This window comes from Streptomyces sp. NPDC045955, assembly GCF_056430805.1.
Window position 1 is genome coordinate 23980 of the sequence record NZ_JBWKKY010000037.1, and the last position, 12101, is coordinate 36080.

General features: G+C 72.6%; 11 protein-coding genes, 1 rRNA gene and 1 pseudogene. 2 read left to right on the top strand and 11 right to left on the bottom strand.

The features are described from left to right. Nucleotides 1-100 precede the first annotated feature (100 nt). The 4 genes from recN to AC07F0_RS39135 form a co-directional block, all read right to left on the bottom strand. Complete coding sequence (gene recN, locus AC07F0_RS39120) at nt 101-1819, bottom strand: DNA repair protein RecN (protein WP_478985030.1); 1719 nt, start codon at nt 1817-1819, stop codon at nt 101-103. Nucleotides 1820-1985: 166 nt separating this feature from the next. Further along, the gene (locus tag AC07F0_RS39125) at nt 1986-2891 is read right to left on the bottom strand and encodes an NAD kinase (RefSeq protein ID WP_086562948.1); all 906 of its coding nucleotides are present in this window, start codon (nt 2889-2891) and stop codon (nt 1986-1988) included. Next, nucleotides 2888-3703, bottom strand: coding sequence for a TlyA family RNA methyltransferase (locus AC07F0_RS39130; protein ID WP_478985018.1), 816 nt, complete (start codon nt 3701-3703; stop codon nt 2888-2890). The genes AC07F0_RS39125 and AC07F0_RS39130 overlap by 4 nt, the downstream gene beginning before the upstream one ends. Nucleotides 3704-3734: 31 nt before the next feature. Further along, complete coding sequence (locus tag AC07F0_RS39135) at nt 3735-4046, bottom strand: hypothetical protein (protein ID WP_478985020.1); 312 nt, start codon at nt 4044-4046, stop codon at nt 3735-3737. A 42-nt stretch (nt 4047-4088) separates the two neighbouring features. Between AC07F0_RS39135 and AC07F0_RS39140 the strand changes: the two genes are divergently transcribed. Further along, nucleotides 4089-4436, top strand: a complete 348-nt coding sequence (locus tag AC07F0_RS39140) for an SCP2 sterol-binding domain-containing protein (RefSeq protein WP_356926685.1) — start codon at nt 4089-4091, stop codon at nt 4434-4436. Here AC07F0_RS39140 and AC07F0_RS39145 read toward each other — a convergent pair. The 4 genes from AC07F0_RS39145 to AC07F0_RS39160 all read right to left on the bottom strand — a co-directional run bounded on the left by AC07F0_RS39145 (nt 4420) and on the right by AC07F0_RS39160 (nt 8556). Further along, on the bottom strand, nt 4420-5292 hold the full coding sequence (locus tag AC07F0_RS39145; RefSeq protein ID WP_478985021.1) for an ABC transporter ATP-binding protein: 873 nt from the start codon (nt 5290-5292) through the stop codon (nt 4420-4422). The genes AC07F0_RS39140 and AC07F0_RS39145 overlap by 17 nt on opposite strands. After that, the gene (locus AC07F0_RS39150) at nt 5289-6329 is read right to left on the bottom strand and encodes a FecCD family ABC transporter permease (RefSeq protein WP_086564010.1); all 1041 of its coding nucleotides are present in this window, start codon (nt 6327-6329) and stop codon (nt 5289-5291) included. The genes AC07F0_RS39145 and AC07F0_RS39150 overlap by 4 nt, the downstream gene beginning before the upstream one ends. Further along, nucleotides 6326-7369 (bottom strand): FecCD family ABC transporter permease, encoded by a 1044-nt coding sequence (locus AC07F0_RS39155; protein ID WP_478985023.1) that lies wholly within the window; start codon nt 7367-7369, stop codon nt 6326-6328. The genes AC07F0_RS39150 and AC07F0_RS39155 overlap by 4 nt, the downstream gene beginning before the upstream one ends. Nucleotides 7370-7524: 155 nt before the next feature. Then, nucleotides 7525-8556, bottom strand: a complete 1032-nt coding sequence (locus tag AC07F0_RS39160) for an HAD hydrolase-like protein (protein ID WP_478985024.1) — start codon at nt 8554-8556, stop codon at nt 7525-7527. Nucleotides 8557-8629: 73 nt separating this feature from the next. Between AC07F0_RS39160 and AC07F0_RS39165 the strand changes: the two genes are divergently transcribed. Further along, nucleotides 8630-9922 carry a DUF1015 domain-containing protein gene (locus AC07F0_RS39165; protein WP_478985026.1) on the top strand — a complete coding sequence of 431 codons (1293 nt, stop codon included), beginning with the start codon at nt 8630-8632 and terminating at the stop codon, nt 9920-9922. Between the two features lie 63 nt (nt 9923-9985). Here the strand turns inward: AC07F0_RS39165 and AC07F0_RS39170 are convergent, their stop codons facing one another. From AC07F0_RS39170 to rrf, 3 genes and pseudogenes are all read right to left on the bottom strand, one after another. After that, the gene (locus tag AC07F0_RS39170; protein ID WP_478985032.1) at nt 9986-10747 is read right to left on the bottom strand and encodes a tetratricopeptide repeat protein; all 762 of its coding nucleotides are present in this window, start codon (nt 10745-10747) and stop codon (nt 9986-9988) included. A gap of 393 nt (nt 10748-11140) precedes the next feature. After that, nucleotides 11141-11884 (bottom strand): annotated as a pseudogene (locus AC07F0_RS39175) (tetratricopeptide repeat protein); the annotation flags it as partial. Nucleotides 11885-12009: 125 nt separating this feature from the next. Beyond that, nucleotides 12010-12101: ribosomal RNA gene (gene rrf, locus AC07F0_RS39180) — 5S ribosomal RNA — on the bottom strand; the annotation flags it as partial.

The window sequence follows — 12101 nt, forward strand, 5'->3', positions numbered from 1 at the left end:
ATCGGGGAGACGCGCCGGGCCGGGTCACCCACACGAGTGAAGATCGGCGCATCTCCCGTCAACTGGGCGTCCGCTCCTCCCGTACAGATCCGCTGCCTCGCTACAGATCCGCCCGAGCCGTCGCCAGCAGCTCCTCCGCGTGCGCCCGGGCCGTCTCCGAGTCCTCCTGGCCGGCGAGCATCCGGGACAGCTCCCGGACCCGCTCCTCCCCTTCCAGCACCTTCACACCGGAACGGGTGACCGACCCGTCGTTCGTCTTCTCGACCAGCAGCTGCCGGTCCGCGAAGGCGGCGACCTGCGGGAGATGGGTCACGACGACGACCTGCGCGGTCTTCGCCAGGCGTGCGAGCCGCCGGCCGATCTCGACCGCCGCCTTGCCGCCGACACCGGCGTCGACCTCGTCGAAGAGGTACGTCGGCACGGGATCCGTCCCCGCGAACACGACCTCCACGGCCAGCATCACGCGGGACAGCTCACCGCCGGACGCCCCCTTGGCAATCGGCCGTGCCGGCGCGCCCGGGTGCGGGGCCAGCAGCAGCTCGACCTCGTCGACACCCGCGGGCCCGTACGCGACCGGACGGCCGCCGACCTCGACGCCGTCGGGGTCCTCGGTCTGCCGGATGTCGAAGGACACCCGCGCGTGCGGCATGGCCAGCGAGGCCAGCTCGGCGGTCACGGCAGCCGCGAACCGATCGGCGGCCTCCGTCCGCGCGTCCGTCAACGCCTGTGCGAGCCCGCCCAGTTCGGCCCGCAGCGCGTCCCGCTCCGCGGTCAGTTCCCCGATCCGCTCGTCGTCGCCGTCGAGTTCGGTCAGCCGCGCGGCACTCCGCTCCGCCCAGGCCAGCACGGCGGCGATGTCCTCGCCGTACTTCCGCGTCAGCCCGGTCAGCGCGGCCCGCCGCTCCTCGACGGCCGCCAGCCGCAGCGGATCGGCGTCCAGATCGTCGGCGTACCCGGCCAGGTCCCCGGCCGCGTCGCGCAGCAGGATCCCGATCTCCCCGATGCGGTCGGCGAGCGCGGCCAGCGCCGGGTCGTGCGACCGTACGGCGTCCAGGGCCCGCTGCGCGCCCGCGACGAGCGTCCCGGCGTCGACGCCTTCCGGGTCCTCCGGGTTGCCCGCGAGCGCGGCGTGCGCGACCGCGGCGGCGGACGCCAGCGCCTCGGCGTGCCCGAGCCGCTCGGCCTCCTCGGCCAGCTCCACGTCCTCACCGGCCCGGGGCTCGACCGCGGCGATCTCGTCGAGCCCGTAGCGCAGCATGTCGGCCTCCTGGGCCCGTTCCCGCGCGCGTGTGGTGATCTCGTCGAGCTCGGCGGAGACGGCCCGCAGCCGCTTGTACGCCTCGCCGTACTTGGCCAGCGGCACGGCGACCGCGTCGCCCGCGTACCGGTCGAGCGCCTGCCGCTGCCGGGACAGCTTGAGCAGCCCCTGCTGGTCGGTCTGCCCGTGCACGGCCACCAGTTCGTCGGCGAGCTCGGCGAGCACCCCCACGGGCACACTGCGCCCGCCCAGGTGCGCCCGTGAGCGCCCCTCGGCGGAAACGGTACGGCTGATCAGCAGCGCCCCGTCGTCGAGCTCGGCCCCGGCCTCCTCGGCGCGTACGGCGGCCGTGGCGTCGTCGGGGACGGTGATCCGCCCCTCCACGACCGCCTTCCCGGCCCCGATCCGCACGAGCGCCGGGTCCGCGCGCCCGCCCAGCAGCAGCCCGAGGCTGGTGACCACCATGGTCTTGCCCGCCCCCGTCTCACCGGTGACCGCGGTGAACCCGGGCGACAGCTCGACCACGGCGTCGTCGATCACACCGAGCGACCGTATCCGCATCTCCTCCAACACGGACACGACCTTACGAGGTCCGAGCCGAGGATTGCGACTGGCCTGCCCTTGTCACCCACGCGGGTGGACCGGCCCGAAGGGGCGCGGGGAGCTGTGCGGACAACCACAAACCACCCGCACCCGCCGGCGACGGGAAACCACCCCCCACAAACGGCTAGTGAGGAGCCCCCCGCCACCCGGAAACGGGCAGAGCGAACTTCGCCACCAGCCGATCCGTGAACGAAGCATGATGCAGCCGAGCCAGCCGCACCGGCACAGCCCCCCGCCGCACCTCGACCCGGGCCCCCGGCGGCAACTCCACCGTCCGCCGCCCGTCACACCACAGCACACCCGGCGGAATGTGTGGCAGAACCTCCACAGCCAACACAGAATCCGGCGATGTCACCAACGGCTTCGCGAACAACGCGTGCGCGCTGATCGGCACCATCAACAAGGCCTCGACCTCCGGCCACACCACGGGACCGCCCGCGGAGAACGCGTACGCCGTCGACCCCGTGGGCGTCGCACACACGATCCCGTCACAGCCGAACCCCGTCACCGGCCGCCCGTCGATCTCCAGGACGACCTCCAGCATCCGCTCGGCGGACACCTTCTGCACGGCCGCCTCGTTCAGCGCCCAGTCCGTGTGCACGATGTCCCCGTTGCGGTGCACCACGACGTCGACGGTCATCCGCTCCTCGACCTCGTACGCCTTGCTCACCACCCGGTCGACGACCTTGTCGAGGTCGTCCCGCTCGGCCTCCGCGAGGAAGCCGACCCGGCCGAGGTTGACGCCGAGCATCGGCACGCCCGACGCCCGCGCGAACTCCGCACCGCGCAGCAGCGTGCCGTCACCGCCCAGCACGATGAGCAGCTCGCACCCGTCGAGGCACTGCGGAGTGGCCTCCTTGACCAGCTCCACCTCGTCCGGCAGCGGCAGGTCGCACGCCTCGGCCTCCAGGACGCGCACGCCGAGGCCCGAGCGCAGCAGCCCCTTCACGACGAGCTCGGCACTGCGCACGGCGGCGGGCCGCCCCGTGTGGGCGAGCAGGAAAACAGTACGAGCTCGGTTCTCGGTCAACGCGGCCCCTCCGCCACTGCACGGTCGACATCGGCCGGGTCCAGTTCCGGTGCCCCGGCCCGCAGCCACAGAAAGTATTCGACATTCCCCGACGGCCCGGGCAGCGGACTGGCCGTCACGCCCTTCACCCCGAGCCCCAGCCCCCAGGCCTTCTCGGCCACCCCCGTCACCGCTTCGGCCCGCAGCTGGGGGCTGCGCACGACTCCTCCGCTGCCCAGCCGCTCCTTCCCCACCTCGAACTGCGGCTTGACCATCATCACCAGGTCCGCGTCCGGCTTCACGCACCGCACCAGGGCTGGCAGGACCAGCCCGAGCGGGATGAAGGACAGATCCCCCACGACAAGATCCACAGGCTCCCCATCGATCTCTTCAAGTGTCAATTCGCGAACGTTCGTACGGTCCTTGACGGTGACGCGTTCATCGTTCTGAAGAGACCAGGCGAGTTGTCCGTATCCGACGTCCACGGCGACGACATGGGCGGCGCCCGCCCGCAGCAGGACGTCGGTGAAGCCGCCGGTGGACGCGCCGGCGTCGAGCGCCCTGCGCCCCTCGACGACCAGGCCCTGCGGCAGGAACGCCGTCAGCGCTCCGGCGAGCTTGTGACCGCCGCGCGACACGTAGTCGGGATCGTTCGCGTCGGCCGCGACGACGATCGCGGCCGCGGTCTCCACCTGCGTGGCGGGTTTGGTCGCGACGGTCTTGCCGACGGAGACCCGCCCGGCGGCGATCAGCTGGCCGGCATGCTCACGCGAGCGCGCGAGCTTCCGGCGGACCAGCTCCGCGTCGAGACGGCGGCGTGCGACTCCTGCCACGTTCGGTTCAGCTCCTAGGTCCGTGCTGCGATCAAGAGGGGTGACCCGAAGGGTCTCGTTGAGGGGCGGTGGTCGGGTGACGGGGAACCGGGGGTCCCGGGCGGGCGTCGAGCGCGGTGAGCGCGTCGCGCAGCCCCCGGTGTACATCCTCGTACACCTCGAGATGTCCGTCCGTGGCCAGGTGGTCCGCGTCGCCGAGCCGGTCCAGGGCCGCGTCCACGCCGGCGTCGCCCGTGGGGGTGCGGGGCACGTTCAGCGGGGCGGGAGAAGCGGGGTCGTACCCGCGATCGGGAGCGGGCTCGTCCTGCGCCACCGCCGGGGTCTCGGGAACTGCGTCGTCCATGCCCCGACGCTACCGCGAACCGCTGCGGTACCGTCGACCGCGATGGCCACGATCGAGGAGTGCCGCAGCGCACTCGACAAGCTCTCCGACAACATGCAGCGCGCCGAAGGGGACGTCCGCGACGCCGCGGCCCTGGACCGTTCGGTGAGCTGCCACATCACGGACCTGGACGTCACCTTCGTCGGCCGTATGCAGGGCGGGCGGATCGTCGTGCGCGACACGGTCCAGGGGCCGCCGCCCGACAAGGCCGAGATCAGGCTGGCCATGACCGGTGATGACCTGGTCGCCCTGGTCGACGGCGAGCTGAGCTTCGCCAAGGCCTGGGGCTCGGGCCGGGTGAAGCTGTCCGCGGGCGTGCGCGATCTGCTCCAGCTCAGGAAGCTTCTGTAGCGACCGCCTTCCCGGCCCCGGTCCCCGCCCCGGCCGCCGCCCCGACGCGCGCCTTCCGCGCCGCCGGCACGACCAGCGGCGTGCCCGTCTCCGGGTCGTCGATCACCTGGCAGCGCAGCCCGAAGACCTCATCGACCAGCTCGGCCGTGACGATGTCCTTCGGCGCGCCCTCGGCGATGATCCGGCCCTCGCGCAGGGCGATGAGGTGCGTGGCGTAGCGGGCGGCGTGGTTCAGGTCGTGCAGCACGGCGACGAGCGTGCGCCCCTGCTCCTCATGGAGCTCCGCGCACAGGTCCAGGACGTCGATCTGGTGCTGGATGTCCAGGAACGTCGTCGGCTCGTCGAGCAGCAGCAGTGGCGTCTGCTGGGCGAGCGCCATGGCGATCCACACGCGCTGGCGCTGACCGCCCGACAGTTCGTCGACGTAGCGCTCGGCCAGCTCGGCGACGCCGGTCTGCCGCATCGACTCCTGGACGACCCGCTCGTCCTCGGCCGACCACTGGCGCAGGATGCCCTGGTGCGGGTAGCGGCCGCGGCCCACCAGGTCACCGACGGTGATGCCGTCGGGCGCGATGGACGACTGGGGCAGCAGACCGAGCGTGCGCGCGACCTTCTTCGCGGGCATCGACTGGATGACCTGTCCGTCGAGCAGTACCCGGCCGTCGCTGGGTTTGAGCATCCGCGACAGCGCCCGCAGGAGCGTCGACTTGCCGCACGCGTTGGGGCCGACGATCACGGTGAAGGAGTTGTCGGGTATCTCCACCGACAGGTGCTCGGCGATCACCCGCTGGTCGTAGGCGAGGGTGACGTTCTCGGCGGACAGACGGTTCACGGTGCTCCTTCGGTTCTTGCTCATATCCGGCCCGCCTTGCGTTCGGTGACCAGCAGCCACAGCAGGTAGGCACCGCCGAGCACGCCGGTGACCACGCCCACGGGCAACTGCTCGGCGCCGAACGCCCGCTGCGAGAGCCAGTCGGCGATGACCAGCAGGGCGGCGCCCATGCACAGGGAGGCCAGCAGGTTCGGGCCGGGCGCCCGGGTCAGGCGCCGGGCCAGCTGCGGCGCGGTGAGCGCGACGAAGCTGACCGGACCGGCGGCGGCGGTCGCGGACGCGGTCAGCAGCACGGCCGCCACCATCAGCAGCAGCCGTACCCGCTCGACCCGCACCCCGAGGGCGTACGACACGTCGTCGCCCATCTCCATCATCCGCAGCCCGCGCGCGTTGCACAGGACCAGCGGCACGAGCACGGCGCACAGCCCCAGCAGCGGCCAGACCTGGGCCCAGTCACGGCCGTCGAGGGATCCGGTCATCCACACGACCGCGCGGGCCGCGTCCACGATGTCGGACTTGGTGAGCAGATAGCCGTTGACCGCCGTGACGATCGCGGAGACGCCGATGCCGACCAGCACCAGCCGGTATCCGTGCACGCCCCGCTTCCAGGCGAGCACGTAGATGGCCAGGCCGGTCACCAGGCCGCCCACCAGTGCGCCGGCCGCGACCTGGTTCGCGCTTCCGGAGAACAGCACGATCACGGTGAGCGCGCCGGCCGTCGCCCCCTGCCCGAGGCCCAGCACGTCCGGACTGCCCAGCGGATTGCGGGAGATGGACTGGAACAGCGCGCCGCCGAGCCCGAGCGAGGCGCCGACCAGCAGCCCGACCAGGACCCGCGGCAGCCGCAGTTCGTTGACGATGAACTCCTGGCCCGCGTTGCCCTCGCCGAACAGCGTCCGCAGCACGTCGGCGGCCGGGATCGGGAAGTCGCCGGTGCCGATGAGCACGACACTCGCCGTGAGCGCCGCGACCAGCAGCAGGAGCACGACGGTCAAGGCCCGCACGTCCAGGCGCACGGAGAGCCCGCCCGGGGTCCGCACGGCACGGTTGGTGGTCTTCACAGCTGCGCCGTCCTCCGCCGTCGTACGAGATAGATGAACACCGGTCCGCCGAGGATCGCGGTGACGATGCCCACCTGCAGTTCCGCGGGCCGGGCCACGATCCGGCCGATGACGTCGGCGCCGAGCAGCAGCACCGGCGACAGGATCGCCGCGTACGGCAGGATCCAGCGCAGGTCGGGCCCGGTGAAGGAACGCACGACGTGCGGCACCATCAGCCCGACGAACACGATCGGCCCGCAGGCCGCGGTCGCCGCCCCGCACAGCACCGTCGCGGCCAGCATGGACAGCGCCCGCGTCCGGTTCAGGTTGGCGCCGAGCGCCTTGGCGGTGTCGTCGCCCATGGCCATGGCGTTCAGCGGCCGGGACAACGCCAGCGCCAGGACCACGCCGGCCAGCAGGAACGGCAGGACCTGCCGGATGGTCGACTCACTCGCCGAGGACAGCGAACCGACCGTCCAGAACCGCATCTTGCCGAGCGCCGCGTCGTCCATGATCATCACGGCCTGGAGATAGCCGTAGAGCGCGGCGCTGATCGCCGTACCGGCGAGCGCGAGCCGCACCGGCGTCGCACCCCGGCTGCCGCCGAGGAACCACACCAGCGCCCCGACCGCGGCCGCGCCGAAGAACGCGAACCAGACGTAGCCGCTGAGCGAGGTGACCCCGAGGTACGTGATGGCCGTGACGACCGCGGCGGACGCTCCCGCATTGATGCCGAGCAGCCCGGGATCGGCCAGCGGGTTGCGCGTGAGCGCCTGGAGAACCGCTCCGGCCAGGCCGAGGGCGGCGCCGGCGAGCAGTCCGAGCACGGTCCGCGACAGCCGCTCCGCGACGACGACGTCGCCGTACGTCCCCGAGTCCTCGAACAGGCCGTGCCAGACCTGCCCGAGGGACAGCTCTTTCGCTCCGATCGCGATACTCGCCAGCGCGACGAGCACCAGGATCACGGCGGCCAGGAGGAGCCCGAAGGCCCGTATCGCCCGTCGGGTCGGGGGCGCGGGGGCGGTCTCCGCGCGCTGTTCGGGGGGACTGTCGACCAACACGCAGGTTAGGTTAGCCTACCCTGCCATCCGATCTCGATCCGAAGCCCGGCCGCCGCCACGGACACCCGACCGGAGCGTGCCCGCGCACCGCGGATCCAACCCGGACCGGAGGCGGGAACCCGGCCGGCGCTCTGAACCGCGGACCCGATGGGCACTCAAAGGCCCAGCTTCGCCAGCGACTTCTCCCCGTCCAGCTCGCACACCCCCTCACCGGCGGCCGTCCACGCCGCGGCGCACAACGCGCGCAGCCCGTCCATCGCCTCGCCGTCCCCGTCGAGCTCCAGCCGGTCCGTACCGGCCGTCGCCGTCCAGCCACCGCAGCGGAACCCGCCGTCCCCCGCCTCCACGACTTCCGGCTGGCCGCTGAGCATCCCGCGCAGATCGGCGTCCACATACGTCGGCCGGTGCTGCGGCGGCGCCGCCAGCAGCTGCGCGCCGTCCGTCACCCCGGTCAGGACGAGCAGCGAGTCGACCTCCCCGTTGAACGCGCCCTCGATGTCCGTGTCCAGCCGGTCCCCCACCACCAGCGGCCGCTCGGCCCCCGTCCGCAGGATGGTCTCCCGGTGCATCGGCGGCAGCGGCTTGCCCGCGACCTGCGGCTCGGCACCCGTGGCGATCCGCACGACCTCCACCGCCGCGCCATTGCCCGGGGCGATCCCGCGCCCGCTCGGAATCGTCAGGTCGGTGTTCGAGGCGAACCAGGGCACACCGCGCGCGACCGCGTAACTGGCCTCCGCGAAACGGCCCCACGGCAGCTCGGGACCGCCGTACCCCTGCACCACGGCCGCCGGATCATCGTCCGCCGACTCCACCGGCACGAGCCCGCGCTCGCGCAGCGCCACTCGCAGCCCCTCACCGCCGATCACCAGCACGCGGGCGCCCTGCGGCACCTGCTCGCTGATCAACCGGGCGACCGCCTGCGCCGAGGTGATGACATCGTCCGCGCCCGTCGGTATGCCGAGTTCGGTCAGATGCCCGGCCACCGTGTCCGGCGTCCGCAGCGCGTTGTTGGTGACGTACGCCAGGCGCATCCCGCCCGACCGGGCCGTGGCCAGCGACTCGACGGCGTGCGCGATCGCGCTCCCGCCCGCGTACACCACACCGTCCAGGTCGAGCAGCGCCGTGTCGTACGCCTCGCTGAGGGCGCGCCCACTGCCCTCGGGCCTCGTCCTGACGCTCCGGCTCATCCCGCATCGCTCCTCGTTCGACGGCTTTTCCCCCGATCATCCCCCATGCCACTGACACCCGTACGATGCCGGGATGAACACAGCAGGTCACTCGGAAGCAACGAAGCGCCGAGGCCTGGAACTCACCCCGTTCCGAGGCCTTCGCTACGACCCCGACCGGGTCGGCAGTCTGGCCGCAGTGACGTCCCCGCCGTACGACGTCGTGGTCCGCCCCGACGGAGTGCATCACCTCCAGTCCGCCGATCCGTACAACATCGTCCGTCTGATCCTCCCCCAGGCCGACACTCCCGGCGCCCGCAACGACCAGGCCGCGCAGACCCTGCGCCGCTGGCTGTCCGAGGGCGTCCTGACCGCGGATCCGGAACCCTGCCTCTACGTCTACGAGCAGCGGGACGGCAACGGCATGCTGCAACGCGGCGTCATCGGTGCCCTGCGCGTGTCGGACCCGGACGAGCGGGTGGTGCTGCCGCACGAGGACGTCATGCCGCACATCGTCGCCGACCGCGCGGCCCTGATGCGGGCCACCTCCGCGAACCTCGAACCTCTTCTGCTGACCTACCGCGGCGACGACTCGACGGCCGCCACGGCTGACCTGATCGAGCGGACCGCCGAGCAGCCACCGCTCCTCGCGACCACCACGGAGGACGGCTTCAGCCACCGCCTGTGGTCGGTCACCGCCCCCGCCGACCTGACGACGATCCAGAACGACCTGGCCCGTCACCAGGCCCTCATCGCCGACGGCCACCACCGCTGGGCGACCTACCGCCGCCTCCGCACGGAGCACCCGCCCCCCAGCCCGTGGGACCACGGCCTGGTCCTCCTCGTCGACACGGCCCGTTACCCCCTCCGCGTCCGCGCCATCCACCGGCTCCTGCACGACCTGCCGGTCGTCGAGGCCGTGGCCGCCCTGGACGGCCATTTCCGCGTACGCCGCCTCGAAGTCCCGCTCCCCGAGGCCCTGGAGGCACTGGCGGACGCGGCCTGTGCGGGCAACGCCTTCCTCCTGGCCGGCGACGGCGCCTACCACCTCGTCGACCGCCCCGACCCGGACCTCCTGGCCCGCACGATCCCCGCCGACCGCCCCACCGCCTGGCGCACCCTCGACGCGACGGTCCTGCACGCCACGCTCCTCGACCACGTCTGGCGCATCCCCGAGGATTCCCCCGCACACATCACCTACATCCACGACACGGCCGCCACGGTCGCGAAGGCGGAACGCGGCGGCGGTACGGCCGTCCTGATGCACCCGGTACGCGAGGAGGTCGTCCGGGACCTGGCCCGGCAGGGCGTCACCATGCCGCGCAAGTCGACGTCGTTCGGCCCGAAGCCGGCCTCGGGCCTGGTGTTGCGCGCGCTGGACCTCTGACGTCCGACCCACGAAAGGCGAAAGGGGCGGATCCCGAACGGAATCCGCCCCTTCTGCACGAGGTCAGTCCTTCTTCTCCTCGGCGACGTCGCCGTTCTCACCCTCGCCGACGGCCTCGTCCTCGCCTTCGCCTTCGCCCTCGTCCTCGGTCAGGGCGTCCATGAACTCCACCCCGTCCAGCTCGGCGAGCCGGTCCGAGGCGTCCGTGCTGCCGTCCCGGTCGGCCTCCACGGCCTTCGCGAACCACTCCCGCGCCTCGGGCTCCCGCCCGGCCGCCAGCAGTGCGTCGGCGTAGGCGTACCGCAGCCGCGCCGTCCACGGCTGCACGGAGTTGGAGGCCAGCTCCGGGCTCTGCAGCGTCACGATGGCCGCGTCCAGCTGCCCCATGTCCCGCCGCGCACCGGCCGCGACGAGTCGCATCTCGACCTGCCCGGCCTTGTCGAGCTTGTGCACCTCGGCTGCCCCGGCCATGTCCAGCGCCTTCTCCGGCCGCCCGAGCCCGCGCTCGCAGTCGGCCATGACGGGCCACAGGTCGATGTTCCCGGTCATCCGCTTGGCGGCCCGGAACTCGGCCAGCGCCTCGCCGTACTTCTGGGTGGCATACGCGGCGAACCCGGCGGCCTCCCGCACGGCGGCGACCCGCGACGCCAGCCGCAACGCCACCCTGGAGTAGCCGTACGCACCCTCGGGGTCCTCGTCGAGGAGCCGCGCGACCATCACGAGGTTCTTCGCGACATCTTCCGCGAGCGTCTTCGGCAGGCTCTGGAGCTCCTGCCGTACGTCCTTGTCGATCTCTTCGCCCGTGACGTCCTCGGGGATCGGCAGCCGCTTGATCGGCTCCCGGTCGCGCTCCCGCTCCTCACGGAACCGGCCGCCACCGCGCCGGTCGTCACGACGGTCGTCGCGCCGGTCGTCACGGCCCCGGAAGCCCCCGGGCCGCCCACCACGATCGTCGCGCCGCGGGCCACGCCCACGATCGTCACGCCCGCGGTCGTCCCGTCCACGGAAACCGCCGCGGTCGCCACGGGTGTCGCGGCTGTCGTCCCGACGGAGGTCGCCACGCTCGCTTCGAGGTCCGTCGTCCCGACGGAAGCCGCCCCGCCCGCCCCGAGGGGCGTCGTCGCGCCGGAAACCGCCACGCTCCCCGCGGTCGTCCCCGCGACGGTCGTCACGGCGCTCGTCACGGCCGCGGAAACCACCGCGGTCGTCCCGCCGGAAGCCACGGTCCCGATCATCGCCTCGAGGGCCGCGATCCCGGTCGTCACGCCGGAAACCGCGGTCGCGGTCACGGTCGTCCCCACGGAAGCCACGGTCCCGGTCGTCCCGCCGGAAACCGCGGTCGCGGTCGTCGCCACGAGACCCGCGATCCCGGTCGTCGCCACGGAAGTTACGGTCCCGGTTGTCGCGGCGCTCGGTGGCCCGGTCGTCACGCCGGGGGAACCCTCCGCGGTCGGTTTCGCGCCTGTCGTCACGGCGGTCATCGCGCCTGTCGTCCCGACGGTCGTCCCGCCGGAAACCACCGCGCTGCCCGCGGTCATCGCCCCGTCGGTCATCCCGCCGGCTGTCGTCACGGCGGCCGTAGCCACCACCGCGGTTGTCGTCGCGGCGGAATCCGCCACGGTCCCGGTCGTCCCGACGCTCTCCGCGGTCATCACGCCGGAAGGAGGGGCGGTCACCGCGGTCGTCCCGCCGGAACCCACCACGGTCACCACGATCCCGGTCGTCCCTGCGCGGCCCTCGGTCACGGTCGTCACGCCGGCCGTATCCGCCACCACGGTTGTCGTCCCGCCGGAAGCCACCACGTTCGCCGCGGTCGCTCCGCTCACCGCGGTCGCTCCGGTCGTTTCGGCGGAAGCCGCCACGGTCCCCACGGTCCCCGCGCTGACCGCCGCGGTCGCTCCGGTCCCCCTCCCGTCGCTGCTGGTCGCGCTCCGGTCGGTCGTCGGGAGAGTTGGTGGACATGGTGACTCCTGTCTTCGGTACCGCAAGTCATTCTCGCGCGGCCGGGTGCCCAGCGCGTAGTGCAAAAACAAAAAGGACCCCTGGTCCCAGCTGAACGCTGGTGACCAGGGGTCCTTCCAAAGATTGTTCGGCGGCGTCCTACTCTCCCACAGGGTCCCCCCTGCAGTACCATCGGCGCTGTAAGGCTTAGCTTCCGGGTTCGGAATGTAACCGGGCG

Excerpts from the sequence above, each read along its gene's own strand:
- AC07F0_RS39145 (WP_478985021.1), bottom strand. The coding sequence starts at position 5,292 with ATGAGCAAGAACCGAAGGAGCACCGTGAACCGTCTGTCCGCCGAGAAC.
- recN (WP_478985030.1), bottom strand. The coding sequence starts at position 1,819 with ATGCGGATACGGTCGCTCGGTGTGATCGACGACGCCGTGGTCGAGCTG.
- AC07F0_RS39140 (WP_356926685.1), top strand. The coding sequence starts at position 4,089 with ATGGCCACGATCGAGGAGTGCCGCAGCGCACTCGACAAGCTCTCCGAC.
- AC07F0_RS39160 (WP_478985024.1), bottom strand. The coding sequence starts at position 8,556 with ATGAGCCGGAGCGTCAGGACGAGGCCCGAGGGCAGTGGGCGCGCCCTC.
- AC07F0_RS39135 (WP_478985020.1), bottom strand. The coding sequence starts at position 4,046 with ATGGACGACGCAGTTCCCGAGACCCCGGCGGTGGCGCAGGACGAGCCC.
- AC07F0_RS39165 (WP_478985026.1), top strand. The coding sequence starts at position 8,630 with ATGAACACAGCAGGTCACTCGGAAGCAACGAAGCGCCGAGGCCTGGAA.